Below are 23,342 nucleotides of genomic sequence, written 5' to 3' on the forward strand. Positions count from 1 at the left end.
TATAGTCTCATTCGATATACTTTCCTAATATTGCCATCACGAATCATTAATCGAATTATGGCATGAACACAAAATCAAAACAACCCTTACTATCGTTCCCGAAACCCAAGTTTACAACAGGAATGATAAGGTTGAGCATCACCTTGCTCTTTTCCACTCTATGCATTGGTTCATTTGGACAGAAGAAGTCATCGATCACCGTAGAAACCCTCTTGGAAGAGATGACTTCATACGATGAAATGACCCGCTATCCCGCCCTGCCCTACCGCAGCATGCAGCAGAGCAGTTACGATCGCAGATCCGTTTCTCCCGATCGGCCCGGCTGGTTTGCCAATGACGATGGCGAAGGATTTATCCGCCTTGAAGAACACAACGGACGGAAAGAAAAAGTTCTTTTCGAAGACGAAGGTCCCGGCGCCATTACCCGTATATGGCTCACGACCTTTGGCAGCATACATACAATCTTGCGTTTCTACTTTGACGGAAAAGACGAACCGGGCTGGGTGGTGCCCTCTTATGATCTCCAAAAGTTCGGTGTACGAGGACTCAAGAAAGGATTAATCGAACCGGACGATAAATGGATCAGGGGCAGCCTGATTTATCTACCTATCACTTATGCCGACGGTTGCAAAGTAACCATGGAGGAACTCACTCCCGAACGGACAAACAGACATTTTCTATTCAACTACCGCAAATATCCTACAGGCACTCCGGTCGAAACCTTCTCCCGGAAAGTTGCAGAACGTATCCCTCAATCGGTCGAAAAGACATCGGCTACATTGTATAGAAATATAGATAAGGGGTTTGATCCACAGGCCCGCTATGGAAAAGGTGCACTGATCCACCGGCAAAATCTGTCATTAAACAAAGGAGAAAAGCAGCAACTAAACCTCCACAAAGGGAAAAGAGCGATCAGCCTTCTCCAATTCAACGTGAAAACGGATCCGGATCTAAAACCCGGAACAGATGATTTCGCCCGGTTGATGCGCAGTCTGATCATATCCATAAGCTTCGACGGACAGCAAACCGTATGGGCACCATTATCCGATTTTGCAGGCTCCGGTATGGGAGCATTTGCATCTCGGAGTTTTTTCTTCTATTCTGATGGTAAAGGAATCGTTTGCAGTAAATGGCTGATGCCCTATCGACAGAATTGTGAGATCTCTGTTTTAAACCTCTCACCCTACAAAACCGATGTACATATCGATATTGTATCACAACCTTACAAGTGGGACAACCGTTCCCTCTATTTCCATACAGTCTGGAAACAAGAGCGCGGACTGCCCGTTGTCACTTGGATGGAACATGAAAAATGCATGGACTGGAATTTCACCACTATCTCCGGCAGAGGAGTCTATCGAGGAGACCTGCTGTCTCTTTTCAATCATACGACAGAGTGGTATGGAGAAGGCGATGAAAAAATAACAGTAGATCACGAAGCGTTTCCCTCCCATTTCGGGACAGGTACCGAAGACTATTACAGCTTCGACGGATACTTTAAAAGCCAGACTCCATTTGCCGGACAGCCCCGACAAGATATGAAGGACTTTTATGGTTATAACAGTTTCTTCAGAGTCAGATGTTTGGACGGCATACCTTTCAACCAGCAACTAAAATTCGATTTTGAATTACTAGGTTGGGGAAATGGCACAGTAGACTATTCCTCGACTGTATTCTGGTATGGAGACTTAAACTCTCAGGCAGCGGGTTCTTCCGGTATAGAAGAAATAGAAGCAGGTTTGCTACCCACCCCACCCAGTCCCCCGTCTGTAGCATAGCCAATGCTATCGACTTCTGCCAAATCCAACCAACCTCCAAATCTGAAAGGCTGCGTTATGACAGACAAAGGCTCAGCGGACATCCGGGCAAGTGGAATTTAAAAGACCATCTGGTGTGTCATGGCGGTAAAAAAGGTGACTACATCGAATTCGAATTCTCCGGTTTTGAGGACCATGAATACAGTTTGAATCTATTCTGTACCAAAGCAGCCGATTATGGTAATATAAAGTTTTACGTAAATCGTCAGGAAAACGGTAAACAGCTGGACTGTTACAGCCAGGAAGTCGAGGCCACAGGTGCCATAAACCTCGGAATGCACAAACCCATAGATGGTAAGTTTATCCTAAGGATAGAATTGACCGGACAGAATGCATTATCTACAAGTACTTTATTCGGACTGGATTGTATACGGATTGAATAGTTTAAACTTTCATGATCGATAATAGGGTCAGGAGAGGAATGGCCTATCTACTTTTCTCCCCTGATCCCATTTTCAAACTTATCCTAAAATATCAGGTTTGGTTTTTATTCAGTAACCGACGTGATTATTTCCTCACTGAATGCCACGCTATTTGCAAAGACATGATTCACCAATCTACTTTGCGCTTCATTGGCTTTCTCTGTAAACAGTGATAATTTGTCTATATTAGAATTTATTAATTCCTCGCAATGCTTATCAATATTATTTTTATCACTCTTAATCCAATTGATCATATCTTCAAAATCCCAATAATAGTGCCCGATAAGATTATTTTTTCCATGATCATCATCATTCAGAATAGCTACGATTATGCTCTCAATCTCTTCACAAGACCCTTTCAGAGAAGAAATATCTTTAGAAAAAATGGCTTTACCTATCGACTCAAAATATACCCATAAGAAACTTCCATTCGTCGCTACAAATTTATCTTTGAGGTGTTCTCCTTCTTTCACATAATGGTCGAACAGCTTTTCCTGACAAGTCAAAATAGACAGTTCAAGTAAATAAAAGATCACATCATGCCCATTGTTTTCCCAATCTCTATGTTCCAGATATAGCTTCCATAAGCATTCGGCCATTTTCATGGCACTCTTAAAATCATCCTTATCGTAGTACAAATAGATAAGTTCCCGATAAGCATCATAAATCAATCCATGATTTTCATTATTAACCAATAAGTGCTTAACAACTTCATAATAGTTTAAGATAGCTTCATCAATATATCCTCGATCTGCATTCGCACGCCCCCGCCAGAAAGCAATTTCTCCCAAGGTATAACAACAGAATTTTTTGCCGTTTATCTTCCTTTTACATTCATAGTTATCTTTATTTCTGCACCTGAGGCACTCTATAGCTTCATCCAGATAATTGACGGCAAGAGAATACTCTCTCTTTTTTATATTCTCTTTTGCAGCAGCTACACAATTCCTGGTGGAGAGAATGTTTTCACTAACAGGGACTTTTACATCATTTGCATTCAGAGAATAGCCCGAAAAATCATGAAACACCGTTTCGGCACTTATACCAAAAAAATGTTCTAACTCTTCCCTAATCTCTTTTTTCTTTTCATTTGGAATAAGAATCGTACCAAATTTAAGGTTATCATCCTTAGGATCGGAAACTGTGGGAAAAGCTCGCAAGCCAAATAAGAAAACACTGTTTTGCTTCATGATACGACTATTCAGACAGGGTGGTTCCCACAGCCAGAAACAAGGCTCAGCCTTATTTTGATTTCTAGTTTGTAAACTGAAATCGAGTCCTTTCAACAATTTTTGAATACTGCTTTTTTCATCCTCCCCATTGCAATAATTAATCAACCTGAAGTTTGTAGGCTGTCCAAGATCCAACCAAACTAATTTACCATCCGCATCTTCCTTTGGAGAAGTAGCAAACCAAAGCGCAATCAAGAAGTTAGTAGTAAAGTCCGTCAGACAAGTGGCTCCACCTAAATGCTGGATTTCTGCAAGAATCTCTAAATCGGAAAGTTCGGTTTGCAGATCCAATTTGCCATATCCCATTTTTCTGGCATTCGACACTAAATTGACATGGTAACGAATAAAATCATTTTGCTTATTCAACTCCTTTAATCGCCGTCCAGCACTAGATAACACGTGGTATTTTTCATCAGACACCCCTCTGAAAATGAACTTTCCCGGAACATAAGGTTTCGGATCCGCTTCAAGCTTTTCCATTCCTTTCTGAACTTCCTTAAACTTTCTAAAACAGGAGGCCACATCATTTATTTCCAACACTTTCTCCTCATCCTTAGGCAGCATATTCTTTTCCATAATAAACAGTTTTAGTTATAGATTCAAGATCATTATCCCCATAAATATTCCTCAGCATTCTTCATCAATTTCCAAAAAGTAGTTTCGCCCATACAGGAACGTATATTGATGCTGAACCATCGCTCATTCCTGCTCAAATGAGCCATGTAATAATCCGACCCAAACAGCATCTTATCTCCTATCTGATAAGACGATTTTTTATTAACATCATACACATCTTGGGCATAAACATGAAACAAAGCCATCAAATCAGAATTTCCACCACTATATGACATATCGGCATATACCCCCTTATATTTCCTTATCAGTTGGGTGATACATGCAAACCAATTTTCTTTTTGATTGTCACCGTCTTTATAGAATCTAATGCATTCTTTATCCCCTCCAAAATGCGCAAAACAGACTTTCACATCAGGATGTTTCTCCAATATCGACAAAAAATTAGCAGGATCTGAGAAACGATTGCAATATTGCGTTCCCATCTTTTTATTATATACCGCACCATCTTTACTGCAATGTACCATTACTGGAATCTTTTTTTGTTCAATCCAATCCCATAATTCGTCCAAACGTTCATCCTGAGGATAATATCCCAATGCCGGATACAACTTTACACCACAGAATCCTTTATTTTCGATATAATCTTTCACTATCTCAGCAATATCAGGCCGTCTCGGATCTACACAGATAAATGGAAAGATCCGCTCTTTCCATTCCGGAGACGCCACAATCCTCGCTACTTCATCCAATTGTTCCATAAACCCATATCCTTTACGGCACTTGCCAGCTTCCATATACTCAAAGTCAATCGTATGAATGGCAAAACAAGCATCAGATGGATAATAATCTGTAAGCTCTCTCAAAATTTCGAGTTGGTCACAGCGAGTTCCCCGTTCTAAAAACGCCGCTATTTTTTCAGGCAATACTTTGTTTAAAAGTTCAGGTGCGTATTTATGAATCCATAAAATAACATTCATAAATGGAATGAATTTGAGTGGCACATGGTTGAATGTAAAAACATGTGTGTGGACATTAATAAACCTCATAATACAGATTTTTGTTAACACTCAGTGCTGTATTGAAAATTCTAATTAAAATTCAAACAGCGAATTATCCAAATATAAAACTTATTTTTCTAACAAAAAATCCTCAAAAATCCATTTAGCAACTATACATCAAAATTTAAGGGTTATATTGTCAAAAGAAGCGATTATATCGCAATAAATACTTATACATGTTCATTCTTCCGGCTATCAACTAACCGATAATCTTCTTGAAGTCAGATATAGTGACGTTTCTCCTTACAACTCCACCACACAATAGAAATTCCCATTTTTCATTTTCTTGCAAGGCACTCCCAATTTACGAAGTATTCTGCCAAAATGCACGATCTTCGTAGCCGACAGCTTAAAGCCACTCTTCTTTTGTATGCGCCCCAAAATATCGACGGCGAGCAACGTTTCACACTTCTCTCCCTCACGGGCCGAACGGAAGTACTGTTGGAAGAGCTGTTCAACCGGAGTCTGTAGCTCGAACTCCTGATTGTTCTCCACCAGAATAGCCTCTTCTTCGGAAGAGAAATGAGAACGTTCGCCATCACGAAGCTCTTGCACAGCCTGCGCATAAAGTTGCGGATAGTTGATGACGGCATCATTACGGATCTTGCCGGTGATATTGATGCAAATGAAACGGCGACTCCCCGAAGGGTCGGACAGCAGATCACTGTGATTGCTGGTCGCTATGAACGAGGCATAACGCTTCAACTCGCTGACAGCCGATTCGTTAGGCTTGCGCACATTGAGCACCGGCTTTTGGAGTATATGCTTCAGAAAACCCTGATGATTGGCACTCACCTGATCGAACTCGTCCATATTGATCAGCATGAAGCGATTGAGATAAAGCTCGGCATCACGCTTCCGGCTAAAGTCGATGCTGTCGGTATAATAGGCTCTCAAGTCGGGCGGCAGGAGATTGCGGCAGTAAGTGGACTTACCACATCCCTGCGCACCGATCAACAAGGGTGAAACGGAGTTGGCATACTGCTTGTCATTCCCTTTCCAGTGCGCCACCATCGACAAGAACCAACGATGAAAAAAATCGGGCCAATGCGAATTGTCGCAAGGCACGTAGCTGGCTAACGCCCGGATGCGGTCTTTCCCATCCCAACGGGGCAAACTATACAAAAAATCGGTAATAGGTGAATAAATCGGGACACGCTCTGAATTAATCCAACGTTTCACATCCCTGTCCCAGAGTTCAAGCCCCTCGCTGATAGCATTAACAGCAATGGTATTTAGCACCCGGTCGGTCACCGGACGGAAATTGAAACAAAACGTTTTGCGTTCACGATATTCTACCACTCCCGCCAAGGTGTTATAACGAAATTCATAACGCCTGCCCATAAACTCATCGGTACGTACCGCCATGGTCTGCTTGGGGGAGATGCAAGGATTGCTGCCAAAGCGCTTCTCAACCGTATACACATTGTGAACCGTTTCGCGAACCAATATCTCGGGCACTTTACCCCGGAAATGGATTAATGTCCACCCCACCACCTCTTCTTCGGGAATGCCTGAACGAAAACAATTCCGAGTCAGTTCCACAATCAGGAGTTTAGAACCCTCCTCGCGGTCGCAATCTACCGCATTCAGAGCTTCGTACAGCGAGGTTTCAAATAAAGTCGAAATAATTTCGCTCCGTTCGTAACCGGGCATCATGCGTTGCAATGGGTCGGTTTCCGCCTCCACCGTCTCCCGATAAGTGACTTCTTCGGGCATCGACAGGGGCTGTTCCAGACGAATCGGATAAACATCGGGATTGAAAAAGAGTCCCGGATCGAACGAATAACGGCAGCTTTGCTCCGGTACCGGATTCTCAAGAGTGATGTCACGATGCTCCGGCAAGAGTTGTCCCCTGTAGAAGTTCACCGCCCACTGATAGGCATGGGCATGGAAAAGCCTTGCCTCCTCTACGGTTGCGGGCAACGAACCGTCCGGCCGCAAGAAAGGAACAAGTATCTTTACACTCCGCCCACTCGATCCGACAAAAGTGATCATCGTCTGAGGCAGTCCCGCCAGCTTATCACGCAAGCGGACAGCTTCATCAAATCCTGCCAATCCCCTCACATTCAAGAGTATCAACCCATGATAGGCTTTCATCACCGAAACTTCTTCCTTTCTGCCCATCTCTACCGAAAAGTAAATCCGAGGTAGCTTGTCTACCGCCATAATATGCCCACTACCCCCGGCAAACTTCAATGCCCGCCGCAAAGCAGTCACCGGAGAGGTTTTTGTTTCGGTTTTCATATTTTCCAACACGGTTTCAAGTTTCACCGTACGCTGCACTATAAGGGTTTCATCCTTTCGGATGAGGGTTATTTTCATGGTCTTTCCAGTTTTTGATCTGATGGTAAAGATACTCTTTCTTTCTGGGTAAAGCAAGGATATCAGTCAAGAATAAATCAAATATATTTAGTTGAAAACAAAGAGCCATTTACTTGCTTTGACGATAAATATTATGTATCTTTATAGGAACATTATCTAAGCCCGCATGCCCAAACCCATGAGCCCGCGTGCCCGGGCTGACGGGCCTGCATACCCGGGCTTATGAGCCCAGGCATGCGGGCTCAGATGAAGAGTTCGGGAAAAGGACTAAAAGAAGGAAGAAAAACTAAATAAGTAAATAACTATCAACAACTAAAGGACAAACAGATTATGGCAGCACGTTATGATTTCAGAGAAGTCCCTTCGAAGAAAGGGAATGGAGAAGAACCTAAGCTTTACCCTCACATCGTTTCGGGTGGAACCATCCGGACACGCACCATCCTGGAAGAGATCTCGGAAGCCTCCACCTTTACGGTAGGCGACCTGGAAGGGGTACTTTGTGCCTTGACCGAGAAGATTTCCAAATATCTGGTAGACGGATATCATGTAGAGTTGGGCAAAATCGGTTATTTCTCGGCCAGCCTGAAGGCAACACATCCGGTGAAAGACAAAAAAGAGATTCGGGCCCAATCCATTTACTTCGATAACGTTAACTTCAGGGCTTCGATGTGGTTTCGCAGGCACACCAGCGGCTACGTGGAGCGTGCAGGCAAATACGGTTCGCGAAGCTCGTCGCAGCTCAGCGAAGAAGAAAAGCTTTTTCGACTGGAAAGGTATCTAAATGAAAATGCTTTTATCACCCGTTCGGACTACACCCGGCTGACGGGACGACTGAAAAATAAAGCGTTGGAAGATTTGAATCATTTTGTATCTCAGGGAGTTATCGAACGAAGAGGACGAGGAAGCCTATTGGTATTCATCAAAAAAACACCTTCAAAAGAGGAAATTTAACGGGTGGAAGATGGAAGATGAGGGTGGAAGATAAACGGCTAAAAAACCGCATCTTTCACCCTATTAATTTACTGTACACCAACACATTACTTCAAAAAGGTGGAAGATGGAAGATCGAAATGAATTTTTCGTATGAGAGGAGGATTCTTTTCATGAAACTGCCGAACTTCGGTTCCTCTTTTATAAGCTCTGTACACTCAACGTCGGTATCTTCCATAGAGGACAACATCCCCGTAAGACTCTCCTCTATTGACTCAAAAAGTTTCGATTGCTCGGAAATGCATTCATTCGACAACTCAATCTGCTTTTCCAACAAACTGATCTTTTCCAATGCATTGACATACTGTTTTGCTATTATTTCGATATTTTCAAAGGTAACAGCGCAACCATACTCCTTTCCTGGTTCGGCAGGAAGACTATGCGATTCTATAAAATAACACACACTATCATCATTCAATAGCAAAGTATGATTTATGTAGGTAAAAGTTATTTCGGGAAGTTCAGACCAAGAAAGAATATCCTTTATTGTGGTCTCGTATTTTTCAGCAGCTTGCCGTAAAGTAATCCAATTAGCCATACAAGAAAAAGGTTAAAGTTAAATCATCTCCCCTGTACGGTTTTTTGAATGTAATTATATGAAAAGGTACGGGGCATTACTCAATCCCTAAGGTAAGGTATGTGGCGCACCCCTAGCACAAGGACGAGTAAGCCCGTACCAATACAGATACAGGCTACGCTCATCCGGATGCTAGATTTCAATTGCCACATTTTCACCTTACCGGAGGAGGGCATGATATATAGAATATGACCATGCCAATTTTGTTGTTCTGCAAAGATAGATTTTTTTCAGCAGAAACAACATATATCAATGAATGTTTTTAAACTTCACTAAAAATCTTTAGAATGATTCGTTTACCACAAACTGCCTGATCTGGCAGGACGTACCCTTACTCTGCGGATGATGGTCTTTCGACATCCGAAGAGTCAGGCGATGTTTTCCCATCGGTAACTCCGTATCGAACATATACACCCAAGGGATATACAGTCCGCCACTCCAGGCTGTAAACGTATCCAACTTTTTGAATGGGCCACCATCGACACTATATTCCAGTATCCCGGCAGCCGGACCACTCACACAAAAGATACCGACAGCAGTCCCTTCAAAGTCAAGTGTTAACTTCGCTCCGGGACGATTGGTCTCAAGCATAGGTACGTCGACAAAGCCCGGACGCGTTTCGGCAGCAAGCCGGGGAGTCCATGGAGCAACCAACTGCCAACCTTTACCTATATGGGCTTGCCGGATATCGACCAATCTGCCATTTGTATAACTATATGCATCCAGTGGCACGGCAGGAAGAGCATGAGGCTTGGCAGCATCTTTGGCAGTAGCGCAAGGGGCATACATTTCATCGAGTACCTTGTTTATGGTAGCTGCATAATAGGCATGTCCCAAAAGGTTGGGATGTGTGCCGCCAAACTGTTCCCATGTGAATTCACCACTCCGCATCCGGGCAGCAATCTCAGAAGCAAGATTAACAGAAGGAAGCAGGTAATGATTGGCCACCCGCTCATGGTTCAGAATTACATCAGGCATCTGCCCTTTATCCAACTTCGGAATAAAAGGATCGTAAATGAAATGTAACATCATGATATCCATTGACGGATTGGAGACCAAGGCATGCCGGACAATGCCTTCCATGCCTCTTACCTGCTCAATGGCACTAAATCCATTGGTGTCATCATTCACCGCAGCCTCTACAAAAAGCAGATCGACTTTGCCTTTGGACAACACATCATCCGTCAGGCGGAATGCCCCGGGAGTACTGCCGGTCGAAGGAATTCCGGCTGCAACAAAAGTGAACTTTGTATAAGGAAAACGCTGTTTCAAGTCTTCGCAAATCATATCCCGCCATCCCTTCATTTCGGTGATGGAGCCTCCCAGGAAAGCAACCGTACCCACCCGTTCTTTCTCAAACTTCCGATATGAATTCTGATAATTGCCTCTCAGCGTATAACATTGTCCGGCTTCATAGCCAGCCTGATGGCGAACAATAAAATCGACTACCGGAGTAGGATTCTCCAGACTGTGGGGATGATGGTCCCCCCCGGGTTTCAGAATAAGTTCGAACGGAGCCCCCATTGCTGTATAACGTTGACGAACCACTGCCGAGTTTTCGGAAAACGGCACTACCCTGTCACTATCGCCACATACACAAATCACCGGAATACGAGCATCCACCAGAGGTTTCAACCGGTCGATCGGATTACCGGGAAATGTATTCATCCGGGCTTCTGTCAATCCCCATTCGTCCAACATTCCTTTCCATAATCCGGCATTTCCGGACGAACGTCCCGGCCAGCTGAACACATCGCAAACCGGAGCATCGACATAGATACAAGCTACTTTATCCGGATGATCGGCTGCCCAATTATAAGCAAACAATCCTCCCCGACTAAAGCCTTCGAGTGTCACACGGGGAGAGAGACCGTACATCTGTACCATATTCCAATAAAAATCGGTACCTGACTTCCGGGCACGCGGACTTCCGTAAAGGTGGGTCAAGTCATAATAAACCACATGAAAACCCCGCTTCAGCAAAGCCTCATCTACCGAAGCAAAAGCACCGAAAAAAGCAGGACGCCAAATCCAGGGATTACCTGCCGCCGCCCGTTCGGGGCAAACAACAATCGCCTGACGATCCTGATAGGTAAAAGTATATTGATCGAATCCCTGCCACTTGCTTTTATGACCGGGGAAAGGCTGGGAGACGTGTTCAGGTGCTTCTTTACCCGTCAGTTGCCGATAAATGACCCGGGCAATGCAGGCAGCGGCCTTTTCATTGGGATGCACATGATCGGCAAAACACTCTTTCATACCTGTCAGCGGAGTATGCAGATCGATTACTTTCAACTGATATTTAGCAGCCAACTGATCGATAACAGGCATCACGCCGTGTACAATCGTACTGTCATTAATCCCCCACTGTACAGCATAGGCGGGAATAGGGTAACACAGGTAGATTTCAGGTTTTGAGGGTAAAGCGCGAATCGTCCGTATCATCGTTTCCATATCCTTCTTAAAATCCGATTTGTACCGCCAGTTCTGCGGTTTCGTATCATTGGTTCCAAGCTTGATGGTCACAATATCGGGATTATAAGCCAATGCCTGCCGATAGCGTTCCTCCTTCATATAAGGATGGTCACCCTTCATCAACATGGTACGGGCACTGACTCCAAAGTTCCGGACTTCATAACCGTCGCCCAGCATCTGCCCCAGCACAGCGGGATAACTGTCTTTCGCAGGATTGCGCGTACCTACACCATACGTTATACTATTGCCGATACAGGCTATCTTAATCACTTTTTTCTGTGCCGTCACATACTGGGTGACCATCAAAAGCAGGAGTAAGGAAACAATTGCGTTTTTCATTTTTCTATTTGTTTATTCGCCCCCAAAGATACACAACGATTTTCAATAAACATAACCCTATACTACTCAAATAGTGACCCTATATTTAAGAATCTTCCCTGGCCGGAAAAGTAAAAGAAAATAGTAGGAACGATCATTGGTCTTTGCAAGAATTCTCATTACCTTTGTCCGAAACCACTATCAACTAAGTAATGGAAAAAAAAGACGAAGTCTGGCAGGTAGTCAGCAGTAAATATCTATTTCGGCGCCCATGGCTAACCGTACGTTGTGACGACATGCTTTTGCCCAACGGCAATCATATTCCGGAGTATTACATCCTTGAGTATCCCGACTGGGTGAACACCATCGCCATCACCAAAGAAGGAAAGTTTGTATTCGTCCGCCAATTCCGTCCGGGAATAGGTAAACAGCTATACGAACTCTGTGCCGGCGTATGTGAGAAAGAAGACGCTTCACCACTTGTTTCGGCGCAACGGGAGCTACTTGAAGAGACCGGATACGGCAAAGGCAACTGGAAAGAGTATATGGTAATTTCGGCCAATCCGAGTACTCATACCAATCTGACACACTGCTTTCTGGCTACTGATGTGGAGCAAATCGACACACAACACCTGGAAGACACGGAGGCGCTTACAGTACATCTGCTCAGCCTTGAAGAGGTAAAAGAACTACTGGAAAACGGACAGATCATGCAGTCACTGCATGCAGCCCCACTTTGGAAATACATGGCAGAACATAAACAGATCTAAATAAAAAGCCTTGGGGCGTAGGGAGTTTCTCATCGGATGTTGTCTTTATAGGAAAGAACCTATAAAACCAACAAACATTATGAAAGAATTTATGCTGATCGCTTCTCTCGTCTTGTCATTCTGCATTCTTATTTTATGTAGAGACTATATCGTATTTATGCTGAAAAAATGAAAAAGTTTCGCTTTTATGCTTCTTTTTTCGTTTTGACATGACATTACAAAATAAGGAATCATTATTTTGCTTTTCTTTGCAGTGAGAAAGAAGAGCATCATGGATTCCTTTGATAAATATATATCCCGAAACCTTCCGCTGGTCAGCCTGATCAGTGCGGTTTTCATCATATATCCCAATATAGCCTGCACCCCGTGGGAGCTAAACTCTTTGGAACCATCGGAATACCTTGGTTTCTTTTCTTACTTCATATACCGTTTCCTCTTCTTTTGGGGGATGATCGGTTTCCTGATAAACTACAATCTGCGGCAGATCCCGACAGCGCTGTTCAGGAAACGCCTGACTCACAACTTCCTGTTTGCACTGACCGGTTATCTGTTCTTCGCATCCGTTTCGTACACCATCTCTTCGCATGGTTTCCATACGGATTTTCTGGGAAGCACTTTAATCTCCCAGTTCTTCACGCTCTGCTTTTTATGCACTTTGGTAGGATACATCTCCATGCTTTATACCCGGCAAAGAGAAAAAGAACAGGAAATAGAACGTCTCCGTTTTGAAAACTTGCAAAGCCGTTGTAATGCACTGGCCAACCAGGTAAACCCGCACTTCTTCTTCAACTCACTGAACGGAATATCTTCACTGATCCGAAAGAAGAACGATGAAAACACGCTGACGTATGTCAACCAGCTATCCGATATTTTCCGGTATATCTTACAGAGCGACCGCAAAGGAGTGGTTACACTGAGAGAAGAACTGGAGTTCATCCAGTCCTTCCGATACGTAATGGAGGTACGCTTTGCCAATAAACTGAGTTTTACTATCGACGTGGATGAAGCACAGAAGGATGTACTGACACTGCCTGTACTCTCACTCCTGCCATTGGTAGACAACGTCACGGTACACAACAGGATAGACAGTGAACACAAAATGGATATCTCCATCCGGCTGAACGAACAATACGAACTGGTGGTATCCAATCCCATTTACCCCAAACTGTCACCTCCCGACACCAACGGAACGGGATTAAGCAACCTTGAAAACCGCTTCAACTTATTAATGAATAAACAAATCCGGATAGAAACTGATGAAAAAGTGTTCCGGGTATATTTACCTCTAATATAGTGGCTGTTATGAAAGTATTGATTGTAGAAGACGAAACTGCTGCCTATGAAAATTTAACGGATATTCTCACAGAGATAACTCCCGATATCCGGATCATGGCAAATACGGAAAGTGTCACACAAACCGTCGGGTGGTTACAATCTAATCCGGCTCCGGATCTGATATTCATGGATATTCATTTATCGGACGGATCGGCTTTTGCTATTTTCGACAGAATAGAACTGGAGACTCCCATCATATTCACAACCGCTTATGACCGATATGCCATCGAAGCTTTTAAGGTGAACAGCATAGATTATTTATTAAAGCCGGTCAAAGTGGAAGATGTAGAACACGCATTGGAGAAATACAGTAAGCTGACCCGGCAGGACTTATTACAATATTTGTCACAACTGACTCTATTGAAACCTGCACCCAGATACAAAGACAAGTTACTGATTGCACACAAAGACAAACTGTTACCGGTAAATATAAAAAATATTTCTTATTTTTACGCAACCGGCAAAAATACGTATGTATGCTTAAAAGACGGCAATCGTTATCCATACTCCAAGACTTTGGAACAAATTGTTTCCTCACTGAACCCGGAAGACTTCATCCGGGCCAATAAGCAGTTTATCGTAGCGAGGAATAGCGTAACGGATATAACCATCTGGTTCGACAACCGTCTACTTATCACGCTCGATACAGAAGTACCGGAACGTATTTATGTCAGCAAAAACAAAGCATCGGAATTTAAAACATGGCTTGTAAACGATAAATAACAAACTCAATAAAAACAAACGCAATGTTACGAAAAATCAGATTAACATGTGGCATCATCTGCCTGACACTGATCACCTTGCTATTCCTTGACTTTACCGGAACCCTTCACGGTTGGTTCGGCTGGCTGGCAAAGATCCAGTTCCTCCCTGCAGTACTGGCATTGAACGTAGGAGTAGTAGTCCTTTTAATCATCCTGACAGGAGTATTCGGCCGAATCTATTGCTCGGTGATTTGTCCGTTGGGAGTATTTCAAGATGTAGCAGCCTGGATTGGCAAAAAGCGGAAAAAGTTACCCTACTCCTATTCTCCCGCTCTCTCCCTCCTACGCTATGGGGCATTGGCAATATTCATCATCACCCTGGTGGCAGGAGTAAGTTTCATCGCAACTCTATTTGCTCCCTACAGTGCTTACGGGCGTATCGCAAACAACCTGTTCCAACCCATTTGGCTGTGGGGAAACAACCTGTTCGCCCATTTAGCCGAACGGGCCGGCAGCTATGCATTTTATGAAGTAGACATCTGGATAAAAAGTCTGCCTACTTTCATTGTAGCCGCAGCTACTTTTGTCATCCTGATATTATTGGCATGGCGGAACGGACGCACTTACTGCAATACAATCTGCCCGGTAGGGACGGTACTGGGATTTCTTTCACGTTACTCCTTGTTCCGCATCACAATAGATACGGAAAAATGCAATAAGTGCGGACTTTGTGCACGTCATTGTAAAGCGGCCTGCATCAATGCTAAAGAACATACGATCGATTACAGCCGATGCGTGGTTTGCATGGATTGCCTCGGTAAATGCAAGCAGAAAGCACTCAGTTACCAATTGCGGACAACCAAGGCCCGGCCAGCAAAAGCAGAAGAAAATGCTCATGCAGCCTCATCCAAGGAAGTCAATGAAGCACGTCGCAATTTCCTTACCGTAACGGCAATGGCCGCTACGGCATCAGCCCTAAAAGCACAAGAGAAAAAAGTAGACGGAGGACTGGCGGCCATAGAAGATAAAAAGATCCCGAACCGCCAGACTCCCATTACACCTCCCGGTTCGTTGAGTGCACGAAACATGGCAGCACATTGCACAGCTTGCCAATTGTGCGTATCAGCTTGTTCCAACCAAGTATTGCGTCCTTCCACTAACCTGATGAACCTGATGCAACCTGAAATATCATATGAACGCGGATACTGCCGTCCGGAATGTAATGACTGTTCACAGGTATGTCCGACAGGAGCCATACACCCCATTACAGCAGCCGACAAATCTTCCACTCAAATCGGACATGCTGTCTGGATCAAAGCAAACTGCGTGTCGCTGACCGATGGAGTGAAATGTGACAACTGTGCCCGTCATTGTCCGACAGGAGCTATTCAGATGATTGTCGCCGAACCGGAAAAAGAGACTTCTCCCCAAATTCCGGCGATCAACACCGAGCGTTGCATCGGCTGTGGAGCATGCGAGAATCTTTGTCCGGCACGTCCGTTCAGTGCCATCTACGTCGAGGGGCACGAAAGGCATCGTATCATATAACACATCTCAAAAATAAAGACATATCATATGGAAAAACAGAATAATCATATAGACCGAAGAGGATTCCTGAAAATTGTGGGCATCAGTGCCGCTACAACGACAGCAGCTCTTTATGGCTGCGGCTCCGGAACTAAAAGCAGCCAGGGACGGAATGCCTCCTCTCCTGTTCCGACAGACCAGATGACTTACCGCTCAGTAGGCGGAATCAAAGATAAAGTATCCCTCCTGGGATATGGCTGTATGCGTTGGCCTACCGTTCCTTCACCGGAAGGAAAAGGAGACCTTATCAATCAGGAAGCTGTCAACGAATTGGTAGACTATGCCATTGCTCATGGAGTGAATTATTTCGATACATCACCTGTATACGTACAGGGCTGGTCGGAAAAAGCAACCGGTATCGCTCTCAAGAGGCATCCGCGCGAGAAACTTTATATAGCCACCAAGCTATCGAATTTCTCTAACTTCTCACGCGAAAACTCACTTGCGATGTATCATCAATCATTCAAGGATATGCAAGTGGAGTATTTTGATTACTACCTGCTGCACGCCATTGGCGGAGGCGGGATGAAGGTATTCAACGAGCGTTATATCGATAACGGTATGCTGGATTTTCTTCTCAAGGAACGAGAGGCCGGACGCATACGTCATCTCGGCTGGTCATTCCATGGTGACGTTGAGGTTTTCGACCAGGTACTTGCCATGCACGATACGGTGAAATGGGATTTTGTACAGATTCAGCTCAACTATGTGGACTGGCGCCACGCAACCGGAAACAATGTAAATGCGGAATACCTGTACGGCGAACTGGCCAAACGAAATATTGCCGCTGTGATCATGGAACCGCTATTGGGCGGACGGTTATCGAATGTACCGGAGCACATCGTGGGACGGCTAAAACAACGACGTCCCGAAGACAGTGTGGCATCGTGGGCATTCCGCTTCGCCGGTTCACCGGAATTGGTACTGACCGTATTGAGCGGTATGACTTATATGGAGCACTTACAGGATAACATCCGCACTTATTCACCACTGGTTCCGCTGACCGATGACGACAAAGAGTATCTGGAAGAAACCGCGCAACTGATGATGCAATACCCTACCATCCCCTGTAATGACTGTAAATATTGCATGCCCTGTCCATACGGCATCGATATTCCTGCCATTCTCGTACATTACAACAAGTGTGTCAACGAAGGGAATATTCCGCAAAGCCAGTCAAGTGAAAACTACAAAGAAGCACGACGCGCTTTCCTTGTAGGCTACGACCGCAGTGTACCTAAATTGCGACAAGCCAGTCATTGCATCGGATGCAACCAATGTACCCCGCATTGTCCGCAATCCATCCACATACCGGAAGAACTGCATCGCATCGATCGTTTTGTAGAACAGCTCAAGCAGGGGACACTATGATGGAAAAGATAATTGATCTTCTACACTCCGGAGGATATTCCTGTGTCATCGGAAACGGAACAGAGATACGAACCTTCACCCAACGGGGCGTTGCCGATTTATATGACTTATTTCGGCAAGACCCGTCCTTTATGAAAGGAGCCGGCATCGCCGACAAGGTAATTGGAAAAGCAGCAGCAGGTCTAATGGTATTGGGAGGAATCCGGCAGGTATACGCGGATGTTATCAGCCAACCTGCACTTGCACTCCTGCACAATGCCAATATAAAGGTAAGTTATGTACGGCTGGTGCCTTTCATCGAAAACCGGGATAAAAGCGGATGGTGTCCGTTGGAAACAGCTTGCTATGGAATAGAATCCATACAGGAAATATTCCGGATCATCGAAAACTTCCTTTCCAAGATCAGGATGAAGAAAAACCTGCTCGGCATTCTATTGGTATGCGCTTTTCTCAGTTCATCTTTACAGGCACAAGTCCGGAAAGATACGACACAAGCAGGGCATAATTATGAAATAGACGACGTGGTAGTGACCGGTACGAGGAATGAAACCGATATCCGTCACCTGCCAATGACAATCTCCGTGGTGAACCGTGAAACCATCGGGCAACGCTCCGAACCTTCCCTGCTCCCCACATTGACAGAACAGGTTCCCGGATTGTTCACCACCAGTCGTGGGGTGATGGGATATGGAGTGTCAAACGGTGCGGCAGGCGGTATCAGCCTGCGTGGTATAGGTGGCAGCCCCACTACAGGATTATTGGTATTGATTGACGGGCATCCCCAATACATGGGATTGATGGGACATCCCATTGCTGATGCTTACCAATCGATGCTGGCCGAGAAAGTGGAAGTTGTGCGCGGCCCCGCATCCGTACTTTATGGCTCGAATGCCATGGGTGGAGTAATCAACATCGTAACCCGCCGGCAACGGGAAGACGGAGTGAGAACCGGAGTCCGACTGGGATATGGTTCGTATGACACATGGATGACCGAAGCTACCAACCAAGTAAAAAAAGGACGTTTCAACAGCATTATCACCGGATCTTATAACCGGACAAACGGTCATCGCCCCAATATGGAATTTGAGCAATATGGGGGATATACGAGGTTGGGTTATGAACTGGATCACAGCTGGAACGTATCGGCCGATCTGAACCTGACACATTTCAATGCTTCCAATCCGGGAACTGTCAGTACACCGGTTTTTGATAATGACTCGCGCATTACACGCGGCATGACTTCTTTTGCTCTGGAAAACAGATACGAACGTACATCGGGGGCACTCAAGTTTTTCTATAATTGGGACAAACATCACATTAATGACGGATATGGTACGGGAGAAGAACCGTTAGACTACCGCTTCAAATCCAAGGACCGGATGATGGGAATCTCCTGGTATCAGAGTGCCTCTTTATTTTCCGGCAACCGACTGACTGCAGGAATAGACTATATGCAATTCGGCGGTGAAGCCTGGAACCGTTTCATTGCGGACAAACATAAAGAAGGTATCTCGGATAAATCGGAAAATGAGATTGCCGGATATCTCGATTTCCGCCAGGCAATCGGCAGTTACCTGACAATGGATGCAGGGCTCCGTATAGATCACCACACCGTCACCGGAACGGAATGGATACCACAAGTCGGTTTGTCGGTACAATTGCCACAAAACGCAAGCCTGAAAGCAATGGCCAGTAAAGGATTCCGTAACCCAACGATTCGTGAACTGTATATGTTCCGACCGGCCAATCCCGACTTGTTGCCGGAACGGCTGTGGAATTACGAACTATCTTATTCACAACGCTTACTCAAAGGTACTTTTTATTACGGAGTCAACCTTTTTTACATCAACGGGGACAATATGATTCAGACCATTCGCACAGACGGACGCCCACTGAACGTAAACACAGGCAAAGTCGAGAATTGGGGAGCAGAAGCCGACATAGCATATCACATTCACCCCATGTGGAGACTGACAGCTAACTACAGTTGGCTTCATATGGAGCATCCCCTGATAGCCGCACCCGAACATAAACTATATACAGGCATCGATTTCACACAGAAGAAATGGAGTTTCTCCACCGGAATACAATATGTGACAGGACTCTATACGACAGTCGACCCTCAGGAAAAGAAAGAAAACTTCCTCCTGTGGAATCTTCGCGGCAGTTATCGCATTTGCTCTATTGCCGACCTGTTTGTAAAAGGGGAGAATCTGCTGGCACAACGTTATGAAATAAACGCAGGTTACCCCATGCCGAAAGCTACATGTATGGGAGGAATTAATATTAACTTTTAATTATTACAATCATAATTATGGAAACAACATCTATCAAGCTTTATTCATTGAATTACAACGATACGAAAACGTATCTGGCAACACTGCTATTCGTAGTGGGCAATATGGCACTCCCCCAACTTTTCCATCTCATTCCGCAAGGTGGTATCACTTGGTTACCCATCTATTTTTTTACTCTGATCGGAGCTTATAAATACGGATGGAAAGTAGGGTTACTGACAGCACTTCTATCGCCTGTTTTAAACTCATTATTGTTCGGCATGCCCCAACCGGTGATCTTACCCGCCATACTCTTAAAATCGACACTTCTAGCAATAGCTGCCGGTTATGCAGCCCACCGCTACAAACGCATTTCCATCCCTATCCTCCTCCTGGTCGTGTTATCCTATCAGGTGGTCGGCACTTTAGGCGAATGGATCCTTGTCAACGATTTTTTCAGTGCCGTACAGGATTTCCGTATCGGTCTGCCGGGAATGGCTCTGCAAATATTCGGAGGCTATCTGTTTATAAGTCGTTTGATTTATAAATAAATGCGATAACAGACAATCTGCTTGATATAGCCCAACCACAAAAAAATGGAAGATATGACTTTCCGAACCGTCTATCTTCCATTCTGCTTATTTATTCTGCATTCTTCTTCAGCCACTCCACTCTGCGCTGGTCCGGCAGATGCTTCACCTGGAAGTATTCAAACTTAGCATTGAATCCACTACCATCGGGACAAGCCGCCATCAGTCCAACTTTCACAGGAATATGATCCTGCAACCAGGCATTACGCATCAGCGTGTAAGTTTTATCATCAAATGAATAGAAAATCTCTACTGCATCCAGCCGCCTGACAGCCTTTATCCAGATATAAGGTACCGTTTTATCTAACGTTATCACACTCCAGTCACTCGTTTTATGAGTAACAACGGTACTTAAATTAAATTTCCCATCGACAAACTCAATACCCGCTTTAATGTAATTTTCATGATCGATACGGAGCATCAGACCGGCCTGATCGAAACGTTCTTTATACTCTCCGACAACCTTGACTTTCGCTTCAAATTCACCGCCATAAGTGGCATAATAGAAAGGTGCGTCATCTACTGTAAAACCGTAGTGAGAAATACGCCAGTAATCACTTTGCGGAGTAACGGACATGGACAATACATTATTTTTTATCTCCCATTGTTCCGGTTCGTTGAACCATTGCATTTTTTCCAGTGTCTGCCCAAAGGTCATTTGTACCATCAGTCCCATAAGCAGGCTTAAACATACTTTTTTCATTTCTACTTTTTGATTATGTTTATTCTATAATAAATATTTTGTTTTATCTTCTTCCGTAATTTCCCGAATCACGCGACAAGGATTACCCGCAGCAATCACATTGGCAGGAATATCTCTATTTACTACACTTCCCGCACCTATCACTGTGTTGTCACCAATCGTCACGCCCGGTAATACGCACACTTGTGCCCCAATCCACACATTATTTCCGACACGAATGGGACGGGCATATTCCAACCCTCGATTTCTCTGTTCCACATCCAAAGGATGCCCCGCGGTATAGAATCCACAGGATGGAGCGATAAAGACATTATCACCGAACGTTACTTTAGCCTCATCCAGAATGACACAGTTCATATTGGCATAGAAATTTTCACCAATCTCAATGTTATAGCCATAGTCACAATAGAAAGGCTGTTCCAACAGAAAACGTTCTTTCGTCTTGCAAAACAGCCGACGGATAATGGCCTCCCGTTCAGCTATCTGCGAGGGAGGCAAATGATTTAAGGTATAACACAACTCTTTGCAAGCCCGACGTTCGGCTATCAATTCTGTATCATAATTAGCATCGTAAAGCCTGCCTGTACCCATTTTTTCTTTTTCACTTTCCATAAATAACTATGTTTTATGATTACCTTTGCAAAGGTAAAAGCTTGTATCTAAGTACACAATGCTTATTAATAACCATTTCTTTTCCCGATATGGACATTGTTGACAAACTGAACAAAGAGTTCCTGACTCAGCCCTTCTGCAAAAACGAACAGCTGCCGGAAGAACTGAATGAATATAAACGAATCGCATACAACTATGCACGAATAGAAAATTCAATCGCCGTTCTAAGTGATATGCATACCAATATCAGCTATATCTATTATGGAGGAACAGCTGAGACATTGGGCATAGCCCGAAAAGGAGACAATCAAAATCTTGAATCAATCTGGGAAAAAGAAGTCTTTAAATATATCCATCCGGATGACTTGGCGGAAAAGTATGTACAAGAACTTCGTTTCTACCATTTTCTGAAACAGATTCCACACAAAAAACGTGCAGATTACTTTCTTATGAGTAAACTCCGTATGCGTGATCCTTCCGGGAAATATATCCCTATCCTACACAGGATGTTCTATGTAGCTACCCACTCAAACGACAGTATGTGGCTGGCTCTGTGTCTTTACAATTTGTCGGTCGACCCTACTATGAGTTGTAGAGTGATCAACTCGACAAACGGACAGGTCATAGAACTGGAAAAGCAAGATTGCAGCAGATTGCTATCCGATAGGGAGAAAACAATATTACAGTTGATCGATATGGGGAAAACAAGTCATGAGATCGCCCGGGAACTATTTATAAGCAAAAATACCGTCAGCCGACACCGACAAAATATATTGGAAAAGCTTCAGGTAAAGAACTCCATTGAAGCTTGCAGAATTGCCAAAGAACTTAAGTTACTCTTCTAATCAGTTTAGACTGCCTTTCATTAATAATGCGGTCAGTCGTTCATAAGCCTGAACAGTTAGAATAACCTATCGGAAGACTCCAAGTCAAGCAAGATCTTCTTAGCAGGCAGCCCACCGCCATACCCTACTAATTTACGGTCACTGCCGATCACACGATGACAAGGAACAAGTATCGAGATAGGGTTCGCTCCGTTGGCGGAAGCTATGGCACGGATAGCTTTAGGATTCCCCAACTTTTGAGACAACCCTGCATAAGAGATTGTTTTTCCATAAGGAATGTTCAACAGTTCATTCCAAACAGTTTTCTGAAAATCAGTACCTACAAGAAGCAAAGGAATATCGAATGTAGTTCTTCGTCCGGCAAAATATTCATCCAGTTGACCGATCGTTCGTGTGATTACTTCAGATATGCCCTCCTTATAAGAAGCTTGCAACTCTTTTTGTATTCTTCTGTCGATGATGATCCTGCGTTCTTCTATCTTCCAATCACATAAGCAAAGTTTTTCCCGATATGCCCCCAATATCAGTTCTCCACATGGCGATTGATAATATTGTATCTGAATAACATTTTCCATATTTTTTTTCCTTTCTGTTTAATAAGAAATTAATGATCACCTTACATACCACATACCCGCAATCTATGCCCTACACAGCAAATGTACAGAATTTCCGGATGAAACCAGCCGGAGAGTTACTAAAATTACTTTCTATTTTTTGTTTTTACCTAAAGATCTTACCACAGCTAAAAATATTAATATC

At 44.2% G+C, this 23,342-nt stretch carries 17 protein-coding genes and 1 pseudogene; 10 read left to right on the forward strand and 8 right to left on the reverse strand.

Annotation, left to right across the window (positions count from 1 at the left end; all coding sequences use genetic code 11):
* Nucleotides 1-62 precede the first annotated feature (62 nt).
* Nucleotides 63-2,200, forward strand: a pseudogene (locus tag BSHG_RS0220775) (glycoside hydrolase family 172 protein).
* 104 nt (nt 2,201-2,304) lie between these two features.
* Here the strand turns inward: BSHG_RS0220775 and BSHG_RS01585 are convergent.
* From BSHG_RS01585 to BSHG_RS01575, 3 genes are all read right to left on the reverse strand, one after another.
* On the reverse strand, nt 2,305-4,047 hold the full coding sequence (locus tag BSHG_RS01585) for an FRG domain-containing protein (protein ID WP_005804093.1): 1,743 nt from the start codon (nt 4,045-4,047) through the stop codon (nt 2,305-2,307).
* Between the two features lie 32 nt (nt 4,048-4,079).
* A complete protein-coding gene (locus tag BSHG_RS01580; protein ID WP_225550716.1) occupies nt 4,080-5,024 on the reverse strand; it encodes an amidohydrolase family protein in 945 nt (314 codons plus the stop codon).
* Nucleotides 5,025-5,348: 324 nt separating this feature from the next.
* On the reverse strand, nt 5,349-7,430 hold the full coding sequence (locus BSHG_RS01575) for a VapE domain-containing protein (RefSeq protein WP_005804089.1): 2,082 nt from the start codon (nt 7,428-7,430) through the stop codon (nt 5,349-5,351).
* A 330-nt stretch (nt 7,431-7,760) separates the two neighbouring features.
* Here BSHG_RS01575 and BSHG_RS01570 point away from each other — a divergent pair, with 330 nt between their 5' ends.
* Nucleotides 7,761-8,381: an HU family DNA-binding protein gene (locus BSHG_RS01570; protein ID WP_008661462.1), complete on the forward strand. Its 621-nt coding sequence runs from the start codon at nt 7,761-7,763 to the stop codon at nt 8,379-8,381.
* A 91-nt stretch (nt 8,382-8,472) separates the two neighbouring features.
* On the opposite strand, the gene BSHG_RS01565 is transcribed toward BSHG_RS01570, so the two are convergent.
* Both BSHG_RS01565 and BSHG_RS01560 read right to left on the reverse strand, forming a co-directional pair.
* Entirely contained in the window at nt 8,473-8,958 is a 486-nt protein-coding gene (locus BSHG_RS01565; RefSeq protein ID WP_008661464.1) for a hypothetical protein, read from the reverse strand.
* Nucleotides 8,959-9,279: 321 nt separating this feature from the next.
* Nucleotides 9,280-11,811, reverse strand: a complete 2,532-nt coding sequence (locus BSHG_RS01560) for an alpha/beta fold hydrolase (protein ID WP_008661465.1) — start codon at nt 11,809-11,811, stop codon at nt 9,280-9,282.
* A 191-nt stretch (nt 11,812-12,002) separates the two neighbouring features.
* Between BSHG_RS01560 and BSHG_RS01555 the strand changes: the two genes are divergently transcribed.
* The 7 genes from BSHG_RS01555 (at nt 12,003) to BSHG_RS01525 (ending at nt 20,384) form a co-directional block, all read left to right on the forward strand.
* Nucleotides 12,003-12,560 (forward strand): NUDIX hydrolase, encoded by a 558-nt coding sequence (locus BSHG_RS01555; protein WP_005791456.1) that lies wholly within the window; start codon nt 12,003-12,005, stop codon nt 12,558-12,560.
* Nucleotides 12,561-12,831: 271 nt separating this feature from the next.
* Nucleotides 12,832-13,854, forward strand: a complete 1,023-nt coding sequence (locus BSHG_RS01550) for a sensor histidine kinase (protein ID WP_032497512.1) — start codon at nt 12,832-12,834, stop codon at nt 13,852-13,854.
* Between the two features lie 8 nt (nt 13,855-13,862).
* Nucleotides 13,863-14,618 carry a LytR/AlgR family response regulator transcription factor gene (locus BSHG_RS01545; protein ID WP_008661470.1) on the forward strand — a complete coding sequence of 252 codons (756 nt, stop codon included), beginning with the start codon at nt 13,863-13,865 and terminating at the stop codon, nt 14,616-14,618.
* A gap of 23 nt (nt 14,619-14,641) precedes the next feature.
* The gene (locus BSHG_RS01540) at nt 14,642-16,147 is read left to right on the forward strand and encodes a 4Fe-4S binding protein (RefSeq protein WP_005791450.1); all 1,506 of its coding nucleotides are present in this window, start codon (nt 14,642-14,644) and stop codon (nt 16,145-16,147) included.
* Between the two features lie 27 nt (nt 16,148-16,174).
* A complete protein-coding gene (locus BSHG_RS01535; protein WP_005797578.1) occupies nt 16,175-17,557 on the forward strand; it encodes an aldo/keto reductase in 1,383 nt (460 codons plus the stop codon).
* Nucleotides 17,554-19,854, forward strand: coding sequence for a TonB-dependent receptor domain-containing protein (locus BSHG_RS01530; protein WP_008661474.1), 2,301 nt, complete (start codon nt 17,554-17,556; stop codon nt 19,852-19,854). Before BSHG_RS01535 ends, BSHG_RS01530 begins: the two co-directional genes overlap by 4 nt.
* 17 nt (nt 19,855-19,871) lie before the next feature.
* The gene (locus tag BSHG_RS01525; RefSeq protein WP_005782103.1) at nt 19,872-20,384 is read left to right on the forward strand and encodes an ECF transporter S component; all 513 of its coding nucleotides are present in this window, start codon (nt 19,872-19,874) and stop codon (nt 20,382-20,384) included.
* 91 nt (nt 20,385-20,475) lie between these two features.
* Here the strand turns inward: BSHG_RS01525 and BSHG_RS01520 are convergent, their stop codons facing one another.
* Both BSHG_RS01520 and BSHG_RS01515 read right to left on the reverse strand, forming a co-directional pair.
* Entirely contained in the window at nt 20,476-21,126 is a 651-nt protein-coding gene (locus tag BSHG_RS01520) for a DUF1349 domain-containing protein (protein ID WP_005791447.1), read from the reverse strand.
* A 24-nt stretch (nt 21,127-21,150) separates the two neighbouring features.
* Nucleotides 21,151-21,738, reverse strand: a complete 588-nt coding sequence (locus BSHG_RS01515; protein ID WP_008661477.1) for a sugar O-acetyltransferase — start codon at nt 21,736-21,738, stop codon at nt 21,151-21,153.
* Nucleotides 21,739-21,746: 8 nt separating this feature from the next.
* Here BSHG_RS01515 and BSHG_RS01510 point away from each other — a divergent pair, with 8 nt between their 5' ends.
* Nucleotides 21,747-22,583, forward strand: a complete 837-nt coding sequence (locus BSHG_RS01510; RefSeq protein WP_008661478.1) for a response regulator transcription factor — start codon at nt 21,747-21,749, stop codon at nt 22,581-22,583.
* 56 nt (nt 22,584-22,639) lie between these two features.
* Here BSHG_RS01510 and BSHG_RS01505 read toward each other — a convergent pair whose 3' ends face one another.
* Nucleotides 22,640-23,158 carry a methylated-DNA--[protein]-cysteine S-methyltransferase gene (locus BSHG_RS01505; RefSeq protein WP_005791444.1) on the reverse strand — a complete coding sequence of 173 codons (519 nt, stop codon included), beginning with the start codon at nt 23,156-23,158 and terminating at the stop codon, nt 22,640-22,642.
* Nucleotides 23,159-23,342: the final 184 nt, after the last annotated feature.

This window comes from Bacteroides sp. 3_2_5 (genome assembly GCF_000159855.2).
GTDB lineage: Bacteria > Bacteroidota > Bacteroidia > Bacteroidales > Bacteroidaceae > Bacteroides > Bacteroides fragilis.

What these genes read in the sequence shown, in the direction of transcription:
- BSHG_RS01585 (WP_005804093.1), bottom strand. Translation starts at nt 4,047, where the DNA reads ATGGAAAAGAATATGCTGCCTAAGGATGAGGAGAAAGTGTTGGAAATA.
- BSHG_RS01580 (WP_225550716.1), bottom strand. Translation starts at nt 5,024, where the DNA reads ATGAATGTTATTTTATGGATTCATAAATACGCACCTGAACTTTTAAAC.
- BSHG_RS01575 (WP_005804089.1), bottom strand. Translation starts at nt 7,430, where the DNA reads ATGAAAATAACCCTCATCCGAAAGGATGAAACCCTTATAGTGCAGCGT.
- BSHG_RS01570 (WP_008661462.1), top strand. Translation starts at nt 7,761, where the DNA reads ATGGCAGCACGTTATGATTTCAGAGAAGTCCCTTCGAAGAAAGGGAAT.
- BSHG_RS01565 (WP_008661464.1), bottom strand. Translation starts at nt 8,958, where the DNA reads ATGGCTAATTGGATTACTTTACGGCAAGCTGCTGAAAAATACGAGACC.
- BSHG_RS01560 (WP_008661465.1), bottom strand. Translation starts at nt 11,811, where the DNA reads ATGAAAAACGCAATTGTTTCCTTACTCCTGCTTTTGATGGTCACCCAG.
- BSHG_RS01555 (WP_005791456.1), top strand. Translation starts at nt 12,003, where the DNA reads ATGGAAAAAAAAGACGAAGTCTGGCAGGTAGTCAGCAGTAAATATCTA.
- BSHG_RS01550 (WP_032497512.1), top strand. Translation starts at nt 12,832, where the DNA reads ATGGATTCCTTTGATAAATATATATCCCGAAACCTTCCGCTGGTCAGC.
- BSHG_RS01545 (WP_008661470.1), top strand. Translation starts at nt 13,863, where the DNA reads ATGAAAGTATTGATTGTAGAAGACGAAACTGCTGCCTATGAAAATTTA.
- BSHG_RS01540 (WP_005791450.1), top strand. Translation starts at nt 14,642, where the DNA reads ATGTTACGAAAAATCAGATTAACATGTGGCATCATCTGCCTGACACTG.
- BSHG_RS01535 (WP_005797578.1), top strand. Translation starts at nt 16,175, where the DNA reads ATGGAAAAACAGAATAATCATATAGACCGAAGAGGATTCCTGAAAATT.
- BSHG_RS01530 (WP_008661474.1), top strand. Translation starts at nt 17,554, where the DNA reads ATGATGGAAAAGATAATTGATCTTCTACACTCCGGAGGATATTCCTGT.
- BSHG_RS01525 (WP_005782103.1), top strand. Translation starts at nt 19,872, where the DNA reads ATGGAAACAACATCTATCAAGCTTTATTCATTGAATTACAACGATACG.
- BSHG_RS01520 (WP_005791447.1), bottom strand. Translation starts at nt 21,126, where the DNA reads ATGAAAAAAGTATGTTTAAGCCTGCTTATGGGACTGATGGTACAAATG.
- BSHG_RS01515 (WP_008661477.1), bottom strand. Translation starts at nt 21,738, where the DNA reads ATGGAAAGTGAAAAAGAAAAAATGGGTACAGGCAGGCTTTACGATGCT.
- BSHG_RS01510 (WP_008661478.1), top strand. Translation starts at nt 21,747, where the DNA reads ATGTTTTATGATTACCTTTGCAAAGGTAAAAGCTTGTATCTAAGTACA.
- BSHG_RS01505 (WP_005791444.1), bottom strand. Translation starts at nt 23,158, where the DNA reads ATGGAAAATGTTATTCAGATACAATATTATCAATCGCCATGTGGAGAA.